Source organism: Nocardia brasiliensis IFM 10847 (assembly GCF_000710915.1).
Taxonomy (GTDB): domain Bacteria; phylum Actinomycetota; class Actinomycetes; order Mycobacteriales; family Mycobacteriaceae; genus Nocardia; species Nocardia brasiliensis_A.
In genome coordinates, this window is the sequence record NZ_BAUA01000181.1 from 20,168 (window position 1) to 43,585 (window position 23,418).

At 69.0% G+C, this 23,418-nt stretch carries 19 protein-coding genes; 11 read left to right on the plus strand and 8 right to left on the minus strand.

Going from position 1 to position 23,418, the window contains the following annotated elements:
• Positions 1-173 precede the first annotated feature (173 nt).
• The 3 genes from fmdA to NBRGI_RS35150 all read right to left on the minus strand — a co-directional run bounded on the left by fmdA (position 174) and on the right by NBRGI_RS35150 (position 2,912).
• On the minus strand, positions 174-1,427 hold the full coding sequence (gene fmdA, locus NBRGI_RS35140; protein WP_029901479.1) for a formamidase: 1,254 nt from the start codon (positions 1,425-1,427) through the stop codon (positions 174-176).
• A 17-nt stretch (positions 1,428-1,444) separates the two neighbouring features.
• On the minus strand, positions 1,445-1,723 hold the full coding sequence (locus tag NBRGI_RS35145; protein WP_029901480.1) for an FmdB family zinc ribbon protein: 279 nt from the start codon (positions 1,721-1,723) through the stop codon (positions 1,445-1,447).
• A 94-nt stretch (positions 1,724-1,817) separates the two neighbouring features.
• Complete coding sequence (locus NBRGI_RS35150; protein ID WP_029901481.1) at positions 1,818-2,912, minus strand: substrate-binding domain-containing protein; 1,095 nt, start codon at positions 2,910-2,912, stop codon at positions 1,818-1,820.
• A gap of 51 nt (positions 2,913-2,963) precedes the next feature.
• On the opposite strand from NBRGI_RS35150, the gene NBRGI_RS35155 reads away from it, so the two are divergent.
• The 4 genes from NBRGI_RS35155 (at position 2,964) to NBRGI_RS35170 (ending at position 7,775) form a co-directional block, all read left to right on the plus strand.
• Positions 2,964-3,401, plus strand: a complete 438-nt coding sequence (locus NBRGI_RS35155; RefSeq protein WP_029901482.1) for a MarR family winged helix-turn-helix transcriptional regulator — start codon at positions 2,964-2,966, stop codon at positions 3,399-3,401.
• A gap of 80 nt (positions 3,402-3,481) precedes the next feature.
• Positions 3,482-4,258: an ABC transporter ATP-binding protein gene (locus NBRGI_RS35160; protein ID WP_051728268.1), complete on the plus strand. Its 777-nt coding sequence runs from the start codon at positions 3,482-3,484 to the stop codon at positions 4,256-4,258.
• Positions 4,258-6,789, plus strand: coding sequence for an ABC transporter permease (locus tag NBRGI_RS35165; protein WP_029901484.1), 2,532 nt, complete (start codon positions 4,258-4,260; stop codon positions 6,787-6,789). Before NBRGI_RS35160 ends, NBRGI_RS35165 begins: the two co-directional genes overlap by 1 nt.
• Positions 6,790-7,004: 215 nt before the next feature.
• Positions 7,005-7,775, plus strand: coding sequence for a phosphatase PAP2 family protein (locus NBRGI_RS35170; RefSeq protein WP_029901485.1), 771 nt, complete (start codon positions 7,005-7,007; stop codon positions 7,773-7,775).
• Positions 7,776-8,030: 255 nt separating this feature from the next.
• Here NBRGI_RS35170 and NBRGI_RS35180 read toward each other — a convergent pair whose 3' ends face one another.
• Genes NBRGI_RS35180 through NBRGI_RS35195 form a run of 4 tightly spaced genes read right to left on the minus strand, consistent with a single transcriptional unit; the run spans position 8,031 to position 15,563 of the window.
• Positions 8,031-9,197: a VWA domain-containing protein gene (locus NBRGI_RS35180; RefSeq protein ID WP_029901486.1), complete on the minus strand. Its 1,167-nt coding sequence runs from the start codon at positions 9,195-9,197 to the stop codon at positions 8,031-8,033.
• Positions 9,194-11,554, minus strand: a complete 2,361-nt coding sequence (locus NBRGI_RS35185) for a DUF5682 family protein (RefSeq protein ID WP_051728274.1) — start codon at positions 11,552-11,554, stop codon at positions 9,194-9,196. The genes NBRGI_RS35180 and NBRGI_RS35185 overlap by 4 nt, the downstream gene beginning before the upstream one ends.
• 38 nt (positions 11,555-11,592) lie before the next feature.
• Complete coding sequence (locus NBRGI_RS35190) at positions 11,593-12,693, minus strand: ATP-binding protein (protein ID WP_029901488.1); 1,101 nt, start codon at positions 12,691-12,693, stop codon at positions 11,593-11,595.
• Positions 12,690-15,563 (minus strand): SWIM zinc finger family protein, encoded by a 2,874-nt coding sequence (locus NBRGI_RS35195; RefSeq protein ID WP_029901489.1) that lies wholly within the window; start codon positions 15,561-15,563, stop codon positions 12,690-12,692. The genes NBRGI_RS35190 and NBRGI_RS35195 overlap by 4 nt, the downstream gene beginning before the upstream one ends.
• Positions 15,564-15,820: 257 nt before the next feature.
• On the opposite strand from NBRGI_RS35195, the gene NBRGI_RS44575 reads away from it, so the two are divergent.
• The 7 genes from NBRGI_RS44575 to NBRGI_RS35230 all read left to right on the plus strand — a co-directional run bounded on the left by NBRGI_RS44575 (position 15,821) and on the right by NBRGI_RS35230 (position 23,126).
• Positions 15,821-16,024, plus strand: a complete 204-nt coding sequence (locus NBRGI_RS44575; RefSeq protein WP_051728269.1) for a hypothetical protein — start codon at positions 15,821-15,823, stop codon at positions 16,022-16,024.
• Positions 16,025-16,747: 723 nt separating this feature from the next.
• The gene (locus tag NBRGI_RS35205; RefSeq protein ID WP_148311076.1) at positions 16,748-17,815 is read left to right on the plus strand and encodes a terpene synthase family protein; all 1,068 of its coding nucleotides are present in this window, start codon (positions 16,748-16,750) and stop codon (positions 17,813-17,815) included.
• Positions 17,816-17,862: 47 nt separating this feature from the next.
• On the plus strand, positions 17,863-18,906 hold the full coding sequence (locus tag NBRGI_RS35210; protein WP_029901491.1) for a polyprenyl synthetase family protein: 1,044 nt from the start codon (positions 17,863-17,865) through the stop codon (positions 18,904-18,906).
• A 529-nt stretch (positions 18,907-19,435) separates the two neighbouring features.
• Positions 19,436-21,928 (plus strand): AAA family ATPase, encoded by a 2,493-nt coding sequence (locus NBRGI_RS35215; protein WP_081878362.1) that lies wholly within the window; start codon positions 19,436-19,438, stop codon positions 21,926-21,928.
• A gap of 13 nt (positions 21,929-21,941) precedes the next feature.
• Positions 21,942-22,418, plus strand: a complete 477-nt coding sequence (locus NBRGI_RS35220; protein ID WP_029901493.1) for a hypothetical protein — start codon at positions 21,942-21,944, stop codon at positions 22,416-22,418.
• Positions 22,419-22,444: 26 nt separating this feature from the next.
• Complete coding sequence (locus NBRGI_RS35225) at positions 22,445-22,834, plus strand: YchJ family protein (RefSeq protein WP_029901494.1); 390 nt, start codon at positions 22,445-22,447, stop codon at positions 22,832-22,834.
• A gap of 16 nt (positions 22,835-22,850) precedes the next feature.
• Positions 22,851-23,126: a SelT/SelW/SelH family protein gene (locus tag NBRGI_RS35230; protein ID WP_029901495.1), complete on the plus strand. Its 276-nt coding sequence runs from the start codon at positions 22,851-22,853 to the stop codon at positions 23,124-23,126.
• A gap of 18 nt (positions 23,127-23,144) precedes the next feature.
• Here the strand turns inward: NBRGI_RS35230 and NBRGI_RS46875 are convergent, their stop codons facing one another.
• Positions 23,145-23,393, minus strand: a complete 249-nt coding sequence (locus tag NBRGI_RS46875; protein ID WP_370627900.1) for an FmdB family zinc ribbon protein — start codon at positions 23,391-23,393, stop codon at positions 23,145-23,147.
• Between the last annotated feature and the right edge of the window lie 25 nt (positions 23,394-23,418).

Genomic DNA, 23,418 nt, shown 5'->3' on the forward strand with positions numbered 1-23,418 from the left:
TGAACCACCGCGTTATCGTTGCAGGACCGTAATCGATAACTTGACAGATGACCACTATCGTCCGCGCGAGCGCGCGGACTTCCGCAATGCTTCGGCAACGAGCGAGCCGGTCGGTCCGCAAGGCCGGTTGCGCGGCAATCTGAAACGCAACCGGCTCAGCGTATCCGGCCAGCTCAGCGGGTGGCGTGCGGCGCTCCGGCGCCCGGGTCGATCCGGGTCGGACCCGAGGCCGAGGGCAGTACCGGGAAGTCGAAGATCGCGGTCGGGATGTACACCGTGGCGCACGAATTGGGGATGTCGACAACACCGGAGAAGCGACCCTCGATGGGCGCCGCGCCGAGCAGCAGGTAGGCCTGCTCCGGCGTGTAGCCGAACTTCGTGAGGTAGTCGATGGCGTGCAGGCAGGCCCGTTCGAAGGACAACTGCGCGTCCAGATAACGCTGCTCCCCGCCGAGGGTGACCGAGGTGCCGGAGAAGGCGAGGTACTCCGAGTAGGTGGGCCCCGAATTGCCCGGCACGAAAATGGCGTTCTCGGCCACGCCGTAGAGCTCCATGCCGTTCTTGATGAGATCGACGCGTAGATCGATGAAACCGCCCATCTCGATGGCGCCACAGAAGGTGATCTCGCCGTCGCCCTGGGAGAAGTGCAGGTCGCCGACCGAGAGGTGAGCGCCGTCCACGAACACCGGATAGAACACCCTGCTGCCCCGGGTGAAGTTCTTGATGTCCTGGTTGCCGCCGTTCTCGCGCGGCGGCGCGGTGCGCGCGGCCTCGGCCGCGGCGCGATCGAACTCGGCGCCGGTGAGGCTGCCCAGGATGGCGTCGCGCGGTTCCGGCGGTAGCGCGAGCGGCGGTACCCGCTGCGGGTCGGTGGCGATCAACGCGCCCTCGCGGGCATTCCATTTCGCCAGCAGCGCGGCCGACGGGGCGGTGCCCATCAGGCCGGGATGGGTCATGCCGGTGAACTTCACCCCGGGGATGTGCCGTGACGTGGTGGTCTGCCCGCTGAAATCCCAGATCGCCTTGTAGGCGTCGGGGAAGTGCTCGGTCAGGAAGCCGCCGCCGTTGTCGGTGGGAAAGATGCCGGTGTAACCCCAGCCCTGCCCGGCCAGCGGCCCCGAATCCTCTTGGGGGATAGGGCCGATATCCAGGATGTCCACGATCAGCAGATCGCCGGGCTGGGCGCCTTCGATCGCGAACGGCCCGGACAGGCAGTGCACGGTACTGAGCGGCGCGTTCAGGACGTCCTCGGCGGAGTCGTCGTTGTGGATGGCCCCGTCGAACCATTCGCGCACGTGTACCCGGAACTCGTCGCCCGGTTTGACCGTCACCGCGGCGGGGATGTCGGGGTGCCATCGGTTGTGGCCGACGAGCTTCTGATCGGTGAACCGTTTGGTGGAGTCGAGCGGAAACAGCAGTTCGGGCACAGTCTCGTCCTTCGAGGTCAGGGGCGGGGTAGCTGGCGATGCAAGGGGTTTCGGCTCACGGGTGCCGATCGGCGCGGGGGTGGCGCCGCGACGACGGCGGGTTCGGCGGCGGTGCGTCGGGTGGCGTCGAGCAGCCGCGTCGCCGCCGCGCCGGGGCGGATCAGCGCGCCGCCGCCGAACTGTCGTTTGCTGTCCGCGGCGCAGGCCGGGCAGGACGCGGCGGCGGGGACGTCGGCCATGGCGAAGGCGCGGTCGAAGCCGCCGCACGCCCGGCAGTGGAACCGATACAGGGGCACGGGTACCTCTTTATTTTCATATGAATATGTTTCGTATGACGACGATACAAAGGCCGCGAGGTCGCCGCAGCGAAACCGCGTCGTGAAGTTCGTGTTACGAGTTCGACGAGCTCAACTCGGCCCGCACGCTGAATTCGAGCGCATCGGCATCGGCCAGATAGACCGGTTGGGTGGTGTGCGCGCCGCGCACCCGCACCTCGCCGCGCGGCCCGCCGTAGCTCACCCGGGGCGCGTGGCGTTCGATGGCGCGCAGATCGAGACTGCGCGCGGATTCGGCCAGCGACGCGAACAGCAGCAGGCCCTCGTAGCAGGATTCGCCGATGTTGTTCAGCGCGGGCGCGGCGGGCCCGAACTCCTGGAGATAGCGGGCCCCGAAATCCATCCCGGCCGAGGACACCACACTCTCGAAATAGCCACTGGCGGTGAACAATCCGCGGGTGCTGCCGGCGCCGCCGGCGTACAGCACGTCTTCGCCGATCATCATGCTCAGCCGCACCCGGCCGTCGTCTAGCCCGGCCTTGGCGAAGGCGCGATTGAACGCCGCGCAGTCCGCGCCGACCATGAACAGCAGCACGCCCTGCGCGGGCGAGCTGCGGACCAGGGCCAGGGCGTGGCGAAAGTCCCGCCCGCCCAACGGCACGAAGGTCTCGCCGACGATGCCGATATCGGTGGTCGCGGCGAATTCCCTGGCAGCCCTGGCGGTTTCGCGCGGCCAGACGTAATCGTTGCCGATCACGCACCAGCGGCGGATGCCGTACTCGGCGCGCAGCCAGCGCAGCGCCGGAAACAGCTGCTGCTCCGGCGTTTCGCCCACCATGTAGACGCCGTCGGAGTCCTCGCCGCCCTCGTAGAACGTCGTATAGACATAGGGCACCCGGCCCGCGGTCTGGGGCGTTATCACCTTGCGCGCGTTGGACAGATGCCAGCCGACGACGCCGTCGACCAGCCCGGCGCCGACCATGCGATCGATCGTCGCGGCGAGCACCGGCAGCGGTGCGCCCGCGTCCACCGGATGCAGCCGCACCGGGCGATCGAGAATGCCGCCCATGGCATTGAGATCGGCGACGGCGAGGCCGGCGCAGGCCTCACACGAGGGGCCGAACATCCCCGCCGGTCCGCTGAGCGGCACCACGAGCGCGATGTCCACCGTGGCGCGACGAAAACCCGAGAGCGGCAACGGAATCACCACCGTATATTTCCACTTGAATATTTACTGCGCGGCGTTGGATATAGTGCTCCGGTGGACGATAGCACCGCCCCCGCCGCGCTGGAGGAGTTGGCGCGACTCGTGCGCCGGGCGTCACAGGAACTCGACCGGGCCATCGCGACCTGTCTCGGTGAAGCCTCGGTCGCGCGCTGGCACGTCCTGTCGACGGTGGCAGACGGTGCCGGCCACCCGATGTCGCACCTGGCCGAGGCCACCCTGCTGACCGGTGCCAGCCTCACCCGCCTGATCGACGGCATGATTTCCGACAACCTCGTGCACCGCAAGGTCGACGAGGTCGACCGGCGCCGGGTCCTGGTGTTCCCGACCCGCCGCGGACTGCTCGCGTATCAGACGATGAACAGCGCGGTCGCCGACAGCGGGCTCGACGCGCTCGCCGAGTCCAAAGGGCGTTTGGCCAAGTCGCTGGTCACTTTGATCGGCCAGTTGCACGCTCAACCCGTCGTGCATTAGCACCTGCGGCGCATCGATACTCGGGGTTTCGGGGAATTCCCTGATGGCGCGGGGGCCCGAACGGGGTAAGACTGGTGTGCATGACTTCGCAAGCTTTGGGCGCCGACGCCGCCGACGTGGCGGTTCCGGCCTCCGTCGCGGCCCGCGCTATCGACCTGGTCAAGGTCTATGGGTCAGGAGATACGCAGGTCCGCGCGCTGGACGGGGTGTCGGCCGAGTTCGCGAAGGGGGAATTCACGGCGATCATGGGCCCTTCCGGCTCCGGCAAGTCGACGCTGATGCACTGCCTGGCCGGACTCGACAGCGCCAGCGCCGGCACCGTGCGCATCGGTGACACCGATCTGGCCGGGCTCTCGGACAAGCAGATGACCCGGCTGCGCCGGGACCGGATCGGCTTCGTCTTCCAGGCGTTCAACCTGGTGCCGACGCTGACCGCGCTGGAGAACATCACGCTGCCGCTGGACATCGCGGGCCGCAAACCGGATCAGGACTGGCTGGACACCGTGCTGAAGCGGCTCGGCCTCAACGACCGGCTCACCCACCGGCCCAGCGAACTGTCCGGCGGACAGCAGCAGCGGGTGGCCTGCGCGCGCGCCCTCGCGGGCAAGCCGGAGATCATCTTCGGCGACGAGCCGACCGGCAACCTGGACTCCCGTGCCTCCGGGGAGGTGCTGTCCATTCTGCGGGCCGCGGTGGACGAGTTCGGGCAGACCGTGGTGATCGTGACGCACGAGCCGCACGCCGCCGCCTACGCCGACCGGGTGGTGTTCCTCGCCGACGGCCGCCTGGTCGACGAACTGCGTGACCCGACCTCCGATACCGTGCTCGACCGGATGAAGGCACTGGAGCAGGCGTGATGGCCGCAAGTCCGATGCGCAAGGTTGCGCTGCGCAACCTGGCCGCGCACAAGGTGCGGCTCGCGCTGACCCTGCTGTCGGTGGTGCTCGGCACCGCGTTCATCGCCGGCTCGTTCGTCTTCACCGACACGCTGCAACGCACGTTCGACGGCATCTTCGCCGGGCAGGCCAAGGGTGTCGACGTGCGGGTGAGCCCCAAAGAGCGGCAAGGGCTGGGCGTTCCGAACAACATCGTCGACGAGTTGGCCAAGTATCCCGGCGTGCGGACCATCGCGCCGAGCGTCAACGGCGTCCTCGTGCTGCTCACCCCCGACGGCAAGAAGGCGGTGCAGACCGGTGGCGCGCCCACGTTCGGGCAGTCCTACGTACCGCCGGAGCGGGCGGTCGCCGAGCCGAACAAGTTCGTCGCCGGGGTGCCGCCGACCCAGCCCGGCGAGATCGCGATCAACGCAGGCGGTGCGGAGCGGGCCGGGCTGAAGGTCGGTGACCGCACCAAGATCCTGGTCCCGTCCGCGCGCGATCCGATCGACGTCACGGTCACCGGCCTCTACCAGATGCCTTCGGACACCGGCGGTTTGATCAGCCTGCTGTTCGACGACACCCAGGCGCGCAAGTTGTTCACCGACGGACTGCACGTGGCCTACGTGGATATCGCGGCTACCGGCATCCCCGGCGACGAACTGCGCGACAACCTGGCCAAGGCGTTGCCGAGCTTGAAGGTGCAGAACGGCGATCAGGTGCGCGAGGACCTGAAGAAGGAGATCTCCAACGCGCTCAACTTCATCAACTACTTCCTGCTCGCCTTCGGCGCGATCGCGCTGATCGTCGGCACGTTCATCATCTACAACACCTTCTCCATGATCGTGGCGCAGCGGCTGCGCGAACTCGCGCTGCTGCGCGCGGTCGGAGCGAGCAGACAGCAGGTGGGCCGATCCGTGGTCGCCGAGGCGTTCGTCATCGGATTGATCGGCAGCGCACTGGGTTTGGCGGGCGGTATCGGGCTGGCATACGGGCTGGCGGGGGTGCTCAACGCGTTCGATCTCGGCCTGCCCACCGGTTCGATGGCGGTGCTGCCGCGCACCATCGGCGTCGGGTTGCTGGTCGGCCTCGCGGTCACGATGGTCAGCGCCTACGCGCCCGCGCGCCGGGCCGCGAAGATTCCGCCGGTCGAGGCGATGCGCGAGGAATTCGCCTCGGCCGGTGACTCGTTGCGGGTGCGGACGCTGGTCGGCGCGCTGCTCGCGGTGGCCGGGACCGTCCTTGTCGTGCTCGGCGCGCAGTCCACCGGCGGCAACGCCGCGCTGACCGTCGGGATCGGCGCGCTCGCCCTCATTCTCGCGGTGCTGCTGTGCGCGCCCGCGCTGTCGCGGCCGGTGGTCGCCGGGCTCGGCGCGTTCGTGCGGCCGTTCGGGCCGATCGGCCGGATGGCGCGCAACAATGCCGCGCGCAATCCGCGGCGTACGGCCGCAACGGCTTTCGCGCTCACCCTGGGGTTGATGCTGGTGACCGCGATCGGCATGCTCGGCGCCTCCGCCAAGGCGAGTGTGGGCGTGCTGGTGGACAAGGGCGTGAAGTCCGAATACGTGCTGTCCAGTCAGCAATTCATCGGTGTGCCCTTCGGCGCGGCCGAGGCGGTGCGCAAGTCGGTGCCCAATGTGGCGGACGTGATCGGGATCCGCGGCGTCGGTTTCAAACTGGGCGAGGACGATCAGATCGGCGGCACCTCACCGGACGGCAGGCTCGATCGGGCGTTGAACTACGAGATCCTGCGCGGCACCGACACGCTCGGTGACAAGGACATGCTGGTGTCCGAGGACGAGGCCGACGAGCGCGGCTGGAAGGTGGGCCAGGAGGTCACGCTCACCAGTTTCGACGGTAAGAAGGTGCCGCTGACCGTCACCGGCGTCTACCGCAAGACCCCGCTGCTCGGCGCGCTGGTGGTGTCGCCCGCGATCTACAAGGACGTGGTGCCGGTCAGCTTCCAGAGCAATGTGGTCGTGCTGGTCACCGCGCAACCGGGCGCGGATCTGGCACAGATGCGCATGGATCTGGAGCGGGCGGCCGAGCCGTTCCCGGTGGTCCAGGTGCAGGATCACGAGCAGTTCAAAGGCGCGCAGGGCAAACAGATCAACACGCTGCTCGCCATTCTGTACGGGCTGCTCGCCCTGGCGGTGGTGATCGCGATCCTCGGCATCGTCAACACCTTGGCGCTGTCGGTGGTGGAGCGCAGGCGCGAGATCGGCATGCTGCGCGCCGTCGGCATGCAACGGGCGCAGGTGCGCCGGACCATCTACCTGGAGTCGATGTTGATCGCCGTGTTCGGCGCGATCGTGGGCATGCTGCTGGGGTTGGGTCTGGGCGTCGGCTTCCTGCGTACGCTGCGTGATCTCGGACTCGACCAGATCGCGATCCCGTGGTCGCAGCTGGTGCTCGTCCTGATCAGCTCGGGGGTGGTGGGTGTGCTGGCCGCGCTCTGGCCCGGCATACGGGCGGCGCGCACGCCGCCGCTGGCGGCGATCGCCGACCTCTGATCCGACTCCCCGCGGCGGGCCCCGATTTTCGGGGCCCGCCGTTCTCGTGTGTCGACGCGCGCGAAAACTGCTGGGAGGGTGAGTATTCGGCGGCTGTGTCGGTCTGGTCACAGGAGCGTGGGGTGAACCGGGGATGATGCTAGGTTAAACGGAGGTTATAACTCCACTTAATTGCCGGGTACCGGCCTGTTCGGATGGGGAAGGAGCCGCAGGCGATGCTGGCTGTGGGTCTCGCGGCGGTACGCGGTCGCGGTCGGGAAGCGATCGGGCAACTCGCGCTGATCACCGTGCTCTATCTCGGCTATCGCGTCGGGCGGCTCTACACCGCCGACGACACGGTGCGCGCCGTGGACAACGCGCGCGAGCTGCTCGGGCTGGAACACCGGCTCGGCATGTCCAGCGAGCGGGTGGTGCAGTCGATCTTCGTGGACCGCGAGTTCTTCGCGGTGCCCGCCAATGTCTATTACGCCACCGCGCATTTCACCGTCGCGATCGCGGTGCTGCTGTGGCTGTGGGTGTTTCGGCCGGAGCACTATCGGTGGACCCGGAACCTGATGGCGGCCTTGACCGGCGCCGCCCTGGTCGTGCACATGCTCGTGCCGCTCGCGCCGCCGCGCATGCTGGCCGAGTACGGCTTCGTCGACCTTGCCGCGCAGTACGGCCCCTCGGTCTACGGCTCCGCCGAATCCGGCGGACTGTCCAACCAGTTCGCCGCGATGCCGTCCCTGCACGTCGGCTGGGCGCTGCTGCTCGCCGTCGCGATCGTGGCCGCGGCCCGAACGCCGTGGCGCTGGCTCGCCCTCGCCCATCCGGCGATCACGACGGTGGTCGTCGTCGGCACCGGCAACCACTACTGGCTCGACATTCTCGTCGCCGTCGGTTTGCTGGCCCTCGCCGCGCTGCTGCATCCCAAGCTCGTCCCTGCGGCCGCGACCGCTTGGGGCAGCATGGGTCCCGCGCCGCGGAAACCGGTGATGACCAGCTGAGCAGCCGACACGAAACCGTGTCGCCGAACCCGATCTCCCGCGCCGCACCCCTGTCGTACGATCTGCTGAGCTGTCCGGTCGCCCGTTCAGATAGGAGTTCCATGGAGCTGCTCAGCTCGCTCAGTACTCTGCTCGGCATCGCCTCGAATCTCATCGGCCTGATCCAGGGCATCGCCACCCTTTCCGGCTGAGCCCGGCCGTTCGTCCAGGCGGGCGATGCCGGTCATGCGCACGCCGGATGCATGACCGGCATCGCTAAACCCGGCCGGTGGCGGCGTCGGCCCACGACCGGAGGTCGCCGCGGTCCAGCGCGACGGCCAGCAGATCCGGGAATTTGTCCGGGGTACAGGCGAAGGCGGGCACGCCGAGCGCGGCCAGGGCGGCGGCGTTCTCGTGATCGAAGGCGGGCGCGCCTTCGTCGGAGAGCGCGAGCAAGGCGACGACCTGGACACCGGATTCCTTCATCGCATTGATCCGCCGCAACATCTCGTCCCGGACGCCACCCTCGTAGAGGTCGGAGATGAGCACGAACAGGGTGTCGGCGGGGCGGGTGATCAGCGATTGGGCGTAGGCGATGGCGCGGTTGATATCGGTCCCGCCGCCGAGCTGCGTGCCGAAGAGGACCTCGACCGGATCGTCGAGTTTGTCGGTGAGATCGACGATTTCGGTGTCGAAGACCACCAGGGAGGTGCGCAGCGAGCGCATCGAGGCGAGCACCGCGCCGAACACCGAGGCGTAGACCACGCTCGACGCCATCGAACCGGATTGATCGATGGCGAGCACCACATCGCGTTGCACCGCTTGGGCTTTGCGGCCGTAACCGACCAACCGCTGCGGTACGACCGTGCGCTGCTCGGGTAGATAGTTGGCCAGGTTCTTGCGAATGGTGCGGTCCCAGTCGATATCGCGCAGTCGAGGCCGGGCCACCCGGGCGGCCCGGTTCAACGCGCCCGAGACGGCGGCGACGGTGCGTGCGGCGATGCGCTGTTCGATCTCGCGCACCACCTTCTCCACCACCAGACGCGCAGTGGCCTTGGTGGTTTCGGGCATCACCCGGTTCAGACTCAGCAGGGTGCCGACCAGGTGCACATCCGGTTCCACCGCCTCCAGCAGCTCCGGCTCCAGCAGCAACTGGGTGAGGTTCAACCGCTGCACCGCGTCGCGCTGCATCACCTCGACGACGGTCGACGGGAAGTAGTTGCGGATATCGCCGAGCCAGCGGGCCACCCGGGGCGCGGAACTCTGCAGACCGCCGGATCGCTTACCGGAGGTGCGGTCCTGCTCGTCGTCGTTGTACAGCGCCGACAGCGCCCGGTCCATGGCGACGTCATCGGCCGAGCCGAGCCCGCCGAGACCCGCTTCGGCGGCGGTGCCGAGCACCAGACGCCAACGGCGCGCCTGAGTTTCATCGACCGCGTTCATCGCTCGGCCTCCTGCTGGTAGGGGATCGGGACGCCCAGGATCGCCGCGGCGGTGGACAGTGCGCGGGTGCCGCGCTCGACATCGAAATCCCCGCCGGCGCCGGCGCCGGCCGCGACCGGACCGCCGTCGCGCACCGCCTGACCGATCGCCCGGCGCTCGCCCGATTCGAACGCGGCGAAGGTCCGGCGCAGCAGGGGCAGGGTCTCGACGAACTGGTCCTCGCGTAGCTCGCGCAGCCAGTCGTCGATGCTGCGCAACAACTCTCGGTCGTGCACCAGCAGCAGCCCGCGGCCGCCGAGGAACCCGTCGATCCACGCCGCCTTGGCAGCGGCGGTGTTGCCGACGGACAGCGCGGCGGCGAGCCGGCGCGCGGACTCGGTGTCATCGATGATGCCCCCGTCGCAGAGCAGCCGGACCGCGCGGCCGACGAGCGCGCCGTGCACGTCGTCCCGATCGGCGAGGCGGCGTAGCGCGCTCAGCCACTCGCCGGTGGCCCAGCCGTCGTCGCGGGTGTTGATCGCGGTGTGCGCCGCGTCGAGCAGCGTGCGGAATTCGGTGGCCGCGTCGGTGTCCAGACCGGTCACCGCGCCGGGCAGGCCCGCGCAGATCCGGACCAGCAGGCCGTCCGCGACGTGCGCGAGCGCCTGCACGTCGGTGCCGCGCACATCGCCGTAGCGCAGGGTCCGGATCAGACCGGGCAGTGCCGCGAGCAGATGGGTGACGTCGTGATCCAGCGCGGCGACCGAGGCCAGCCGGGCGATCAAACCGTCGGTGGCGTCACCGAGGTCGGCCAGCAGCGCCACCTCCAGTGCGGCGGTGAGGTCGCCGACGCCGCTGTCCGCGCGATTCGCGGTGTCGAGGATCTTCGCCGCGGCGGCGGTACGCACGGTGGTGCCCCAGCGCGAGGCCTCGATGATCGAAACCGCGTAGTCCGGCCGCCATTGCAGCGTCCAGGTCTCCCGGAAGGTGCCGGTGCTGCGCACCTCGCTGGTGGTCAAAGTGCCCCAGGGGATCTCGAGCACCCGCAGCCGATGCAGCAGCCGGGAACGTTCGACCTCGCGCTCCTTGCGCAGGTCGAGGTCGATGGTGCGGGCCGAGGGTTCCTGTTTCATCCGCAGCGTCCGGATCCGCGCGCGCAGATCCGCGTCCAGCGGGACGGTCGGCGTGCCCTCGGGCACGGTGCCCAGGGCCTCGCCGACGACCAGTTCCTCGACCACCCAGCGCAGCATCGTCTCGTCGCCCCCGCACATCACCGCGCGGGTGGCCTCGGTGACCTCGGACAGCCCGGCCAGCGGACGGCCGCGCAGGCCGGCCAGCGTATCGGCGAGCCGGACCGCCTCGATGATGTGCGCGCTGGAGACCGGCAGGTCGTGCGCGCGCAGCACGCCCGCCACCTTGGTGAGCCAGCGGACGATCGGGCGCTCGGTTTCGGCGAACAGATGGTGATACCAGCCCGGCGAGGTGATGCCCGCGCCGTAGCCGGAACGGCTGGACAGGCGCGAATGTGTCCACGGCACCCAGGTCAGCGTGGCCTTCGTCTTCGGCAGACCTTTCAACAGCCGGGTGTCGGCGGCCGCGGGACCGAGCTTGCCCGCCAACGCGGGTGCGTGCCAGGCGCCGCAGACCACCGCGAGCCGCCGCGAACCTTCTTTCACCGCCTTGCGCATGGTCTGACGCATGTAGGCCTCGCGCCGCAGGGTGTGCGCATCGATCCGGGCGGGTTCGAGCGGCGCGGGGTCCGGGTCGAGCACGTCGGCGATCGCCTCGTCGACCGAATCCGCTTCGGCACGTTCGGTTTCCGCCGGCCACAGGTCGAGCGCCGGCGTCTCGGCCCGATCCGCCGCCTCGCGCAGCGCGCCCATCGCCTCGGTGATCGCGTCGAAAGCGTCTGCGTCCGGCGCGGATTCGACCACCGCGTCCCACCACCGCTCGGCATCGTCGTAGCCGCCCGCCGTGGCCAGCGCGGTGAGCGGGTCGAACCGCTCGCCCGGCTCATCCTCGGCGGCCAGCACCGTGGTGGCGGGCAGATCGCAGAAACGAACGGGCACTTGATGTTCCGTCGCGTACGACAGTGCCTGCCACTCCGGCGAGAATACCGCGTACGGCCAGAACGCGGCCTTGGCCGGCGCGTCGGGCACGTAGGCGAGCAACGCGACCGGCGGCGCCATCCCCGCCGCGGCGACGTAGCCGACCAGGGGATCGGCGTCGGCCGGGCCCTCGATCAGAATGGTGTCCGGCCGGAATTCGGTCAGCGCCGCGCGCAGCGACCGCGCCGAGCCCGGCCCGTGGTGCCGGATGCCGAACACCCGCGTGACCGGATCGGCTGCCGCGCCGTCGGTCTGCGCGCCGCTGGTCATCGTGTCGCCTCCGGTCTCGCCGGTCGAATCTCGCACGCCTACCCGCTGATCTCGCGGCAGGCGCGATAGAAGTCCGACCACTCCGGTCGTTCCCGGACCACGGCTTCCAGGTACTCGGTCCACACGACGGCATCGGCGATCGGGTCCTTGATCACCGAGCCGAGCACCGCGCCCGCGATATCGGCGGCGCGCAGCACCCCGTCGCCGAAGTGGGCCGACAGCGCGATCCCATTGGTGATCACCGAGATCGCCTCGGCGGTGGACAGGGTGCCGGAGGGCGATTTGAGCTTGGTCCGGCCGTCGGCGGTGATGCCGGAGCGCAGCTCGCGGAACACGCGCACCACCCGGCGCACCTCCTCGGCGGCGGCCGGCACCGTCGGCAGTTCCAGCGCGGCGCCGAGCTGTGCCACCCGGCGGCTCACGATCTCGACCTCCTCGTCCTCGCCGGCGGGCAGCGGCAGCACCACGGTGTTGAAACGGCGACGCAGCGCCGAGGACAACTCGTTCACGCCGCGGTCGCGATCGTTGGCGGTGGCGATGACGTTGAAGCCCTTCGCCGCCTGCACCTCGGTGCCGAGTTCGGGGATCGGCAGGGTCTTCTCGGACAGCACCGTGATCAGCGCGTCCTGCACGTCGGACGGGATGCGGGTGAGCTCCTCGATGCGGGCGATGGCGCCCGTGCGCATCGCGGTCAGCACCGGCGACGGCACCAGCGCGCCCTCGCTCGGGCCCTCGGCGAGCAGCCGGGCATAGTTCCAGCCGTACCGGATCGCCTCTTCGGCGGTGCCCGATGTGCCCTGGACGAGCAGCGTCGAGGCGCCGCTGATGGCGGCCGAAAGATGTTCGGAGACCCAGGTTTTCGCCGTGCCGGGGACGCCGAGCAGCAGCAGCGCGCGATCGGTGGCCAGGGTCGCGACGGCGACCTCCATGAGCCTGCGCGGCCCCACGTACTTCGGGCTGATCACGGTGCCGTCGTCGAGGGTGCCGCCGAGCAGGTAGGTGACCACCGCCCAGGGCGAGAGCCGCCAGGACGGCGGGCGTGGCCGGTCGTCGGCGGCCGCGAGGGCGCGCAATTCCGCGGCGTAGGACTGTTCGGCGTGGGGGCGCAGCAGATCGGGCGCCAAGTTGTCGGTGGTCACTGCAACTCCTCGAGCATCATCGAGCGGTGGTTGAGGTCATCGGCGAGTTTCTCGAAGGCCCGCTCCCAGGCGGTGTCGCCGCAGCGCCGCGCCGAGACGCTCGCCGCGCCGGTCGCGGAGACGGGCAGGTGCACCGCTGCCGCGGACAGCAACGACCGGTGCGCGCTGGGGCTGGTGCCGTGCGTCTCGGGTCGTCGCGCCGCCGCGCGGGCCCGCTCGAACAGCAGCAGGATCATGTGCTGCGCCAGCGCTTGCGGCCACGGGTGTCCCATGGCGGGCAGCAGGGCCTCGATTTCGGAGAGCCAGGATCCGTCCAGGTCGAGCAGATGCCTGGTCCGGTCGGGCAGCGGCAGCAGCGCGAACAGCTCGCGCCGGCGCAGCATGGCGAGATCGGTCGGCACCCCCGCGTCGAACAGGGCCCGCGCCCAGGTCGAATCATGCTGTGCCAGTGCGGCGTCCACCCAGCCGTCGAAGATCGGCTGACGGAATCGGTCGTCGATCTTGGCTTTGACGACCTTGCCCGGGCTGCCCAGCACGCTCGCCCAGTGCGCCAGCGGCGTCGCGGCGACCAGCTGGCGGAGCCGGCCGGCGGCGCTGTCGGGCGCGCCGCCCCACCGGTAACTGAACTCGACCGCGCGGTCGCTGATGCCGTCACGCTGCGCCGCCTGATCGAGCGTCTCCGGCAGAGCGACCACGAGTTCGGTGTGCAGCAGCCGGTGCTCCACCCGGATCCACGCACCCGCGCGCCGGGTCATGCGCTGGGCGAAGGCCGAATCGGGCAGCAGCGCCAGCAGCCCCGCCGCGGTGCGGCGCACATCGGCGCGCCGGTCGTCCAGTCCCGCCTCCAGCAACGGCTCGTCGGCGCGCGCGAGGCCCTCGGCCAGCACCGCGAGCAGTTCGGCTTTCAGCGGTCCGGACTCCTTGGGCCAGGCCGCCGCGAGCGTCTCGCGCGCCGCGTCGGCATCGGTGCGGCGGAGTTCGGCCAGCCAGGCCAGGCGTTGCGGCGGTTGGCCGTACTGCCAGAGTTGTGCCGTCGATGTCGCAGCGGGCTGGGCGCTCACCAGGTTTCGCCATTCCGGATGCTGGTCGGCGAGCCATCGTCCACGGGCGCCCGCGAGACGCAGCAGCGGCTGCCGGAGTTCGGTGTTGCTCTTGGCTTGATCCAGCAATTGGGCGCACAGCGCGTCAGGGGCGCGGTAGTCGTGCGGCGTGGCGGCGGCGAACCATTCGGGCAGGAAGGGGGAGCGCTCGCGCAGCATGCGCGCGAGGCGGGCCGCCGCCGGGTGCGGCAGCAGGGATCGGGTGTCGTCGGCGGCGGGTTCGGGCGCGGCCGCGGTGCTCGCCCGCGCGCCACCGCGCGCGAAAACATCCTGGAGTGCGGCGGATTCGAGCAGGCGCACGGCCGGGTCGGTGGGCAGGTGCGCGGCCATTGCGGCGACCGGTGCGGCGAGCTGGGCGAGGTCGGGCGCCCGCCGGGCGGTGCCCAGCAGTGCGACCGACGTGAGGTCGCTACCGCTCGCACCCTGCGGTACCGGGGTATTCGTCGCCCCGCGACCGGCGGGGTCGATTCGCGCCAGATCGAGGACCTCGCCCGCCGTACATACCGAGATCGGCGTCAAACCGGCGGCGGTCCATTCGGCGGCCACGGTCACCGGGTGCCCGCCGGAGACGCCCAGCAGCCGCCACGGCTGCTCGGTACTCGACACCGGTAGTGCCGCCCCGTCGGATCCGACTATGTACCAACCACTTTCGGTATGTACCGGCACGACGTCGACGAGCAGCACCGGCCAGCCGCGCAGCCAGGGGTCGGCGCCGAGCGCCGCGGCGTGCTCGGCCAGTGCCGCCGCGATGGTGCCCGGCCGATCCGGGGAAACCGGCAGGGTCGTGAAAGGCTCTGGCGCACTGTGCCGTTCACCCCACAGCGCGCGCAGCGGGGCGGCGCTCGGGTAGAAGTGCAGCTCCGCGTCGGCGAGCAGGCCGAGCGTCGGCACCTCGGCGGAAAAGGCGGGCGACCCGAACGAATGGTCCACCAGCAGTGCCCAACGCCGCGACGCCCGCCCGTACAGCCAGGTGCGCCGGGTGTAGAGGCGCTCCTCCTCGCTGATGCGGACGCCGAGCACCATCCACCGGTCCCGGACCGCCGGTTCGGCGCGCACCGACTCGGCCGGGTTCGGATAGCCGATGTGGGTGCGGACGCTGGCCTGCAGTGCGGGGGCCAGTTCGTCCAGCCGGCGATGGGCGGCGATCAGCAGATGCAGCCGCGCGTATTCGCGCAGCACCGCGTCCGGCCAATCGGGCTCGGTCACCACGGTGACCGGCAACTGGCGCAGCGCGGCGGCGACACCGGGGGCCTGGGCGTCGACCATGCGGGCGGCGATCGTCTCGAACGCGCGGAACGAGCGGTCGGTCTGGGCGAGCCCGGTGCGGACCTGGTCGCCGAGCCAGACCTCTAGTTCCTCCAGCCCTGCGGTGACCCGCACCCGGCGCTGTTCGGCGGTCGCCGGATTCGCCGTGCGGGCGGTGCCGGCCGACGCGGGTCGCGCGACGCGGGCCGCCCGGCCGTCGATCCACGCGGCCGCGAAATCGGCGGGCTCCGGCACGTCCTCGATCCGGCCCGCCGCCCATTCGAGCAACAGCGAAAGCGCGTGCTTGCACGGGAATTTACGACTGGGGCAGGAGCATTTATAGGCGGGGCCGTCGAGGTCGACGACGGTCTGATACGGCTTGGCGCCGCTGCCCTGGCACAGCCCCCACAACGCGGTGTCGTGCCGCCCCGTACCGCGCCAGCGCCCGGCCAGCCCGCGCGCGGCGGACAGCGAGCTCGCGTCCGGTGCGAGCGCCGTGACCTGGTCCTCGCTCCAGCGCGGCATGTGTTCCCCCGTTCCTCGGTTGACGGATTTCTACCGCAGCCCACCGACAAGTGTGCCCTCGCCCCGGCGGCGGTTCGCGCGGGCGCACGGCGGCCTGATCAGGTTGTCTCCCATTGGCGTTGATCGATCAGTCCTGCATAGCAGGGCTGATCGTGCAACACGGTTCCCGTGGCGACGCTCGCGGGTGATCGGTATCAGCTGCTGACGGACAAGCAAAGGGAGCTGCTCGAGCTGCTGCGACCGAATCTGAAGGACACGTGGGTCGTAACTTCATCAACAATCGCCTGGTGGTTGAGGGGATGCTGTGTCGGCTCGGCACCTGGGACCGGATGTTCACCACCGTAGTCGTGTTGGCCGATTCCACCGGCAACCTGGACTGGGTGGTGTGGGTCGACTCGACCATTGTGCGAGTACATCAGCACGGCGCTGGCGCGTCCGAGGACTCGGTGACAGGGTTATGAACCCGCCGATCACGCGATCGGGCGGTCCCGCAGCGGACTGACGAACAAAGTTCATCGGCCGCCCACAGGCACGGTCGTTGCCTGGCTGTGCTGTTGACGCCCCGGTAGGCCAACGACTCACCGATGCTGGCGCCGCTGCTCGATGTCGTCGCGGTACCCCGATGCAACCCGACGCGTCGTGATCGCCGACCGCGCCTAGTCCGCAGTGCCTAATCGAACCCTGTTGCGCCGCAAACGCATCCGGGTCGTGATCCTCGGACGCCGTGACCAGATCGCCAATCGCAACCGTAAGGGCCGCGCCGGTGGGACACCGAGCTTCGACCCGGGACCTACGAACGACGCAACGTCGCGGAATGGGCCTTCAACAGAGCCACACACTTGCGTGCAGCGGTCACCCGATACAACAAGTTTGCAATCAGCTGCCGAGCCGGACTCGTCCTCGCCCTCATCGTCGAATGGCTCGAGTCATGGGGGCCACCACTAGGGCGGTGCAATGCGTGTCAGGTATTCGGTGGACAGACAGGTGGGTGGTCAATTGACATAATGTTGTTGTCAGAAAATTGGAGCGCAGCCGAGATATTCGTCGGAGTGCGATCCAGCGGCGAGAATGGTAACTCCATCTGGTGGGCATTAGTAGACATTAGTAATTGCCAGCCTTGGCGGTCGATGCGGTGTCTCGGCGGACCGGGCGCACCAGAATCGCGGCCTAGCGCGGTCATGCAGGTGTCCGCCATCGTCGATGTTCGCGCGTTGGCAGTATTTGAATTCATTAGATCGATCATAGGAAAAGGCGTGGACGTTATTTCTTCTGACGATGCGGACAAGCGCTACCGCGATTCGGTCTGCCTCACTTTCCCGTTCCCGTCGCAGATCAGCCCCTGGGCGGACATAGTCGAAGAGAACGCCGAAAGGTGGTCTGCCGGAATGGGACTACTTCGTGACGAGGAGCACTCCCGCCGGACCCGCATGGCGGCATTTGGCGAGTACGCATCTCGGCAGTATCCAGCGGCGACTCGGCAAACGATCGAACTCGCTGCCTACCTCACCCACTACATGTTCCACTTTGACGATCACATGGCGAGGCTGGCCGAAAGTGGCGGCTCCGTGGCACAGGCGGAATGCGAAGTTGACCGGATCAGACGATCATTTCGGCACGGCGCGGACTCTGACTTCACTCCCGACGGAAATTTCTCAATCGCTGGACGTGATCTGCGAACGAGGCTGGGGTCCAGGCCCATAAGTGACTACTGGCTAGAACGAATCCTTGAGCATATCGACCTCTACCTGCAGGCGCATGTTCTGGAAGCTGCCAATCTTTACCACGCGGCAGCACCAACCTTGGCCGACTACATCGAACTGCGTCGCCATCTCGGAGCCCCGCTTGTATTCACCGATCTATGCGAGATCGTAGCTGATACGCCCCTTCCCGTCGAGATATATAGATCTCCTGAGTGCCAGAAGATGCTGACGGCTTGGAGTGACATCGCACTCTGGACGAATGACATGGCGTCATTCTTAAAGGAAAAGGACGCCGGAGATTGTCACAACCTCGGAATTCTGATCATGCGCGAGACGGGCGTCTCGCCGCAACAGGCTTTGCGGTACGTCGCGGAACGCATCAAGGTCAGGCTTGATGAGTACGTCGAGTATGTCGAAGCCTTCTCTCACTTGACTCGCGGCCACGCCCGGCTGAATGTTACAGGTACCGAGCGTTACCTATCGACACTCGGAACATGGCTTTCTGGACATCTGACGTGGCACATGAATACGTCGCGGTATCAGTTCCAATGAGGCAGGTATTGCGGAGTGACAACCGCTATCGGCAGTCAGGATATCGAATGAGTATTCGAGATACGGTATCTGCATCAGTGACCTCGCGCAAAGAGGCGCAGGCGGTGGCCGAGGCCCGGGCTGGCGTGGCTCCGTTGTTGCGGGCCGTGGTCCAGCGACTGCCGGAGACTATGTGGCAGGTCTGCGGGTATCACTTCGGGTGGCTTGACGCTGCCGGCCTACCAAGTGACGCAGACGGCGGTAAGGCGATCCGTTCCGGCCTGGTGCTCGCATGCGCGCGTGCTGTGGGTGGAAACGTCGCCGATGCGCTACCCGCGGCGGTGGCTGTGGAGTTGGCGCACAATTTCTCGCTGCTGCATGACGACGTTATGGACGGCGACCACACCCGCCGACATCGACCAACCGCTTGGTCTGTGTTCGGAGTTCCTGCGGCGGTCCTTGCCGGTGATGCGTTGCTGTCGATGGCATTTGACGTTTTGGCTGCTGCATCCGGAGGCGATGCGGCGGCTCGGGTATTGGCTGCGGCAGTGGTCGAACTGACCGAGGGGCAGGCTGCGGACTTGGCCTTCGAACGACGAACTGACGTCCAACGCGACGAGGCGCTACTTATGGCGGAACAAAAGACCGGGGCGCTGATGAGCGCGGCGTGCATGCTGGGAGCAATGTCGGCGGGCGGGTCGGCTGCACGGATCAAGGCGTTTCGGGGCTTCGGCATGCAGCTGGGCGTTGCATTTCAGTGTGTAGACGACCTGCTGGGGATCTGGGGTGATCCCGCCGCCACAGGCAAGGTTGTCTACGCCGATCTGGTGCGCCGAAAGAAGTCGTTGCCGGTCGTGTCTGCAATGAGCTCTGGTTCTATTGCGGCAACGGAATTGGCTCGCCTGTACAGTATCGAACGGCCACTCAGCGACCTCGAACTGGTCGAAGCCGCCCGTCTGATCGATTCCGCCGGAGGCCGGTACTGGACTCGCACTCAAGCTCGTCTTCGGCTCGAGGAGGCCTTCATTTTCTTGGACGCCGCAGAGCCAGCCGAGCCAGCAAAAGCGGATCTAACGGCCCTAGCACGCCTGATCACCGACCGTGATCACTGATTGCAAGCAACGAAGAAACCTCGGCGACCTTGATACGGTAGCTCGGTTCCTCGAATTGGCGGCAGCCTTGGCGTCGACATGACGTACGCGGGCATTGCATGCTTGGCGTTGTCGACTGTGGCTACTGGGCCCTGGCGAACCTGGCCGTTAGTAGACTCTGTTCGCCCAGTTGGCTGGCGGCACGGAAAATACTGTGCCGTCGATGGATTCGATACCCAAAACATCTTGCACAGGTGGGGGTTGTCTGGCATTCTGTCCTGTTCGGCTCGACCGAGCCACCCAAATCGGGTGTTACACCATCGAGCTGCCCGCCGGGGCTGGCGAGGGGTGGACATCGAAGCGCGGCCCCAGCCGATTCGATGGCCATATCCATCCCCGCGGGCAGATTCGCACCAGGTTCGCCACCGCCGTCTCCGGTGGGCGAAAGCGGCCCGATCGGGTAGCGTTTCGCACAGCTTCGACAGTGCGCCGCCGGAAGCGCTTGCGCGTCAGGCGGGCGCACGGGATCGAAAGGACCTGTAGCGGCTCGGTGGTGGAGGGGGTTCCCGACGAGATGCGTCCCGACGCCGATCCGGTGCCGCGGCTGAGCGAGGTGGTCACCCGCAGGCTCGCCGCGGACCCCGCGGTGACTCCTTCGGTGGCACGCACCGTCCTGCGCGCCCTCGGTGGCAGCGAAAACGACGACCGCGCAACGGTATTCGACGATTGCGGGATATTTCTGCGGGCCATCCGGGTGCGCGGTTTCCGTGGGATCGGCCCGGAGGCGGAACTGCAGTTGCCGCCGGGACCCGGGCTCACCCTGGTCGTGGGCCGCAACGGCAGCGGTAAATCCAGTTTCGCCGAAGCCGCGGAACTGGTCTTCACCGGCGGAAACCGGCGCTGGGACGGCCGGTCGGCGGCCTGGCGCGAAGGGTGGCGCAACCTGCACGCCGGCGAGTCGGCGCGCATCGAGGTCGAGTTGCTCAGCGCCGGCAGTCAGCCGCAGCCGGCCCACCCGTCACCCGACCGCCACCCCCCACGGAATCGCTCCGCGATGCTGACGATCGCCAAGGAGTGGGCCGCCGACGCGGACCTGTCCGAGGCGCACTGGACCGAGCAGCATCCCCCTGCCGCGCCAACGGAATTCGACATCGATCGCTGGGCGGGGCGGCTGGAGCTGTATCGCCCGTTCCTGTCCTACAGCGAACTCGGCGCGCTGGTCGACGGCAAACCGAGTGACCTGTTCGACGCGCTGCACCAGCTGCTCGGCCTCGACGAATTGACGTTGGCGCAGGAGCGGATTCGGATGCGCCGCCTGGAATTGGAACGCGCCGTGCGGGATTCCCGGCAGGAGCGGCTCGAGCTGCTGGAGGCGCTGGACGGGGTGGCCGACGACCGCGCGGTGCGGGTCACCGGCCTGCTGCGGCCCGCGCAGCCGGATCTCACCGCGGTGGGCAACGAGGTGATCGGCACCTTCGACGACCCCGGCGGCCCGGCCGGACTGCGCGCGATCGTGCGGCTCACCCTGCCCAGCGCCGCGGAGGTGGCGGCGGTGGCCACCCGGCTCGCCGAGTGCGGCACCGCGCTGACCGAGGGCACCACCGCCGACGCCGAGGCCGATCTGCGGGTGCTCGAGCTGCTGCGCCGGGCCCGGGCGCACCACGCGGCGAGCGGTGCGTGTCCGTGCCCGGTGTGCGGTCGCGGTGCGCTGGACGACGCGTGGCTGGCGCAGGCCGACGATTCGATCGCGACGCTGGCCGCGCGGGTCGACGCCTTGACCACCGCGCGCGCCGAGCTCGGCCGCGCGTTGCAGGCCGCGCGGTCACTGCCCGATCTCGTGCCGCCGGAACTGGATTTCGATCCGCGCAACCCGCCCTCGGTGGACACTTCGGCGGTGCGCCGGGCCTGGGCCGACTGGGCCGCGCTCACCGCAGCCGACTACAGCGCCGAGCTGCCGGACCGGCTGCGCGCCGCGCACGCCAGGCTGGTCGACGAACTCGAGCAGGTGCAGCAGGGCACCCGCAAGGAGCTCGACCGGCTCGACGAGGTGTGGACCCCGCTGGTGCCGCGCATCGTGAGCTGGCTGGAAGGCGCGCGCGAGGTCGCCGCGCACGCCGCGGAACTGCGCACCACCAAGAAGGCCGAGGAGTGGCTCAAGTCGGCCACCGCCGGCCTGCGCGGGGAGCGCATGACGCCGTTGGAGACCACGGCGCGCTGGGTCTGGCAGACGCTGCGCCAGCAGAGCAACGTGGAACTCGGCGCGATTCGCTTGCAGGGCAACGCCGGAACGGCGCGCCGGGTGCTGCTCGACGTCACCGTCGACGAGGTGGACGGCGCCGCGCTCGGCGTGATGAGCCAGGGGGAGTTGCACGCGCTCGGCCTGTCGTTGTTCCTGCCGCGGGCCACGGTCGAGGAGAGCCCGTTCCGTTTCGTCATGATCGACGACCCGGTGCAGGCCATGGACCCGGCCAAGGTGGACGGCCTGGCCCAGGTGCTCGCCGCGGTCGCCTGGACGCGGCAGGTGGTGGTGTTCACCCATGACGAACGGCTCGCCGAGGCGGTGCGCCGGATGGAGCTCGACGCCACCGTGCTGGAGGTGCAGCGGCGCGATCGGTCGGTGGTCGAGGTGCGCGTGTCCAGCGATCCGGTCCGCCGCTATCTCGACGATGCCCGCGCGCTCGTGCGCACCCCGCAGCTGCCGCAGGCCATCGCCGACGAACTCGTCGCCACCTGCTGCCGGTCGGCGGTGGAGGCGGCCAGCCTGTCCCGGGCCCGGCGCACCCTGCTCGCCGACGGCATGAACCACCGGGAAGTGGAGCGCTACATCGACTCCGCCCACTCCACCCGGGCGAAGGTCGCGCTCGCGGTGATGGGGGTCGGCGGCAAGGTGGACGATCTCAACAAGCATCTCGTCGCCCGCGAAGGCAAGTGGGTGGTCGAGGCGCTGCGCGACGCCACCGCGGGCGCGCACGTGCCGATCGGCCGCAGCATGCGCGAATTGATCACCGAGACCGAACGTTTCGTCGCCTGGCTGGCTCGATGACGGGGGCGTGCCGATGACCGAGCGGCGCACCCCGCGCGGCCCGCGGCGGGGCCCGCGCCGCAATGGCAAACCGGGACAACCGAAGCCGAGGCCGCGGCCGTCGGTGGCCGAGCGACTGGACACCGTCGACAAGCTGCTTTCCGGCGCAGTCACCGACGCGGGCGGACTGTGGTCGCGGGCCACCGCGTGGATCTTGCGTATCGCGTTGGAACAGTCCGTGGACGAGCTGTGGGCCCGGGCGGCGCCCGCCCTGATGCGCTGTCCGATGCGCGCCCAGCTGATCGCGTTGCGGGCCTTCGCCGGACCGGAGGTGGCGGCCCGGGTGGGTGTGCTGTGGGCCGCGCTGTCGCGCGCCGCGCACCACCACGATTACGAACTCGCCCCGAGCGTCACCGATCTGCGCCGCTGGCGTGAACAGACCGTGGCGCTCGCCGCCGACCTGGCCGCGGCCGGTGCGTCCGCGTCGAGGCCACCCCGGGGTGAGCTGTGATCAGGGTGACGCGCGAGAATCAAGGGATGAGTGGGACGCGGATGTGTCCGTGTGGCCGAGGCGAAGCCTTCGACGACTGCTGCGGGCCGGTGCTGAACGGGAAACGTGCGGCGGCGACCGCCGAGGCGTTGATGCGTTCGCGCTACACCGCATTCGCGGTGGGAGACACCGAATATCTGAAGCAGTCATGGCATCCGCGGACCCGGCCGGCGGAGGTGGACCTGGATCCGGGGCAGCGGTGGCTGTTCCTGGAGATCCTGCGCACCGCGGACGGCGGACTGTTCGACGAGTCCGGGCTGGTCGAGTTCGTCGCGCACTACCGCGCGGACGGCACCCGCGGCTCGCTGCACGAGGTGAGCCGGTTCCTGCGCGCCGACGGGGCCTGGGTCTACCTGGACGGCGAGATCGAGGCCTGAGGGTACGGTGACCGGCATGCCGCGTGTCGCGATCGAATACTGCACCCAGTGCCGCTGGTTGCTGCGTGCCAGTTGGATGGCGCAGGAACTGCTGACCACCTTCGCGGCCGAACTCGGTGAGGTGGCGCTGGTTCCGGGCACCGGCGGGGTCTTCCGGATCACCGTCGACGACGCTCAGGTGTGGGAACGCAAGGCGGACGGCGGTTTTCCCGATATCGCGGTGCTCAAGCAACGGGTACGCGATCGGGTCGCGCCCGAACGTGATCTCGGCCACGCCGATCGCCGCGACTGAACCGCCGCCGCGCCGGGTTCAGGCGCAGCAACCGCCGCCGCAGCAGCCGCCGGACGGCCCCGGCGCCGGACTCGGCGTCGCCGCCGCGCCACCCCGGCTGACCGTGCCAAATGTGGTCAGCAGCTTGACTGTGTCGGCGTGGCCGCTCGGGCAGGACGCCGGCGCCGACGACTCCGCCATCGGGCGGTTCATCTCGAAGGTGTCCCCGCAACTGCGGCACCGATAGCTGTAACTCGGCATCGGTAAAGCGTACCGCCACGGTCTCATAATGGTGCGTCGCACGTTTACACCG

Bases quoted from the DNA above. Each gene is read 5' to 3' on its own strand.
- NBRGI_RS35160 (WP_051728268.1), top strand. From the start codon at position 3,482: ATGACTTCGCAAGCTTTGGGCGCCGACGCCGCCGACGTGGCGGTTCCG.
- NBRGI_RS35165 (WP_029901484.1), top strand. From the start codon at position 4,258: ATGGCCGCAAGTCCGATGCGCAAGGTTGCGCTGCGCAACCTGGCCGCG.
- NBRGI_RS35170 (WP_029901485.1), top strand. From the start codon at position 7,005: ATGCTGGCTGTGGGTCTCGCGGCGGTACGCGGTCGCGGTCGGGAAGCG.
- NBRGI_RS35180 (WP_029901486.1), bottom strand. From the start codon at position 9,197: ATGAACGCGGTCGATGAAACTCAGGCGCGCCGTTGGCGTCTGGTGCTC.
- NBRGI_RS35185 (WP_051728274.1), bottom strand. From the start codon at position 11,554: ATGACCAGCGGCGCGCAGACCGACGGCGCGGCAGCCGATCCGGTCACG.
- NBRGI_RS35195 (WP_029901489.1), bottom strand. From the start codon at position 15,563: ATGCCGCGCTGGAGCGAGGACCAGGTCACGGCGCTCGCACCGGACGCG.
- NBRGI_RS35210 (WP_029901491.1), top strand. From the start codon at position 17,863: ATGAGTATTCGAGATACGGTATCTGCATCAGTGACCTCGCGCAAAGAG.
- NBRGI_RS35220 (WP_029901493.1), top strand. From the start codon at position 21,942: ATGACCGAGCGGCGCACCCCGCGCGGCCCGCGGCGGGGCCCGCGCCGC.
- NBRGI_RS35225 (WP_029901494.1), top strand. From the start codon at position 22,445: ATGAGTGGGACGCGGATGTGTCCGTGTGGCCGAGGCGAAGCCTTCGAC.
- NBRGI_RS35230 (WP_029901495.1), top strand. From the start codon at position 22,851: ATGCCGCGTGTCGCGATCGAATACTGCACCCAGTGCCGCTGGTTGCTG.
- NBRGI_RS46875 (WP_370627900.1), bottom strand. From the start codon at position 23,393: ATGAGACCGTGGCGGTACGCTTTACCGATGCCGAGTTACAGCTATCGG.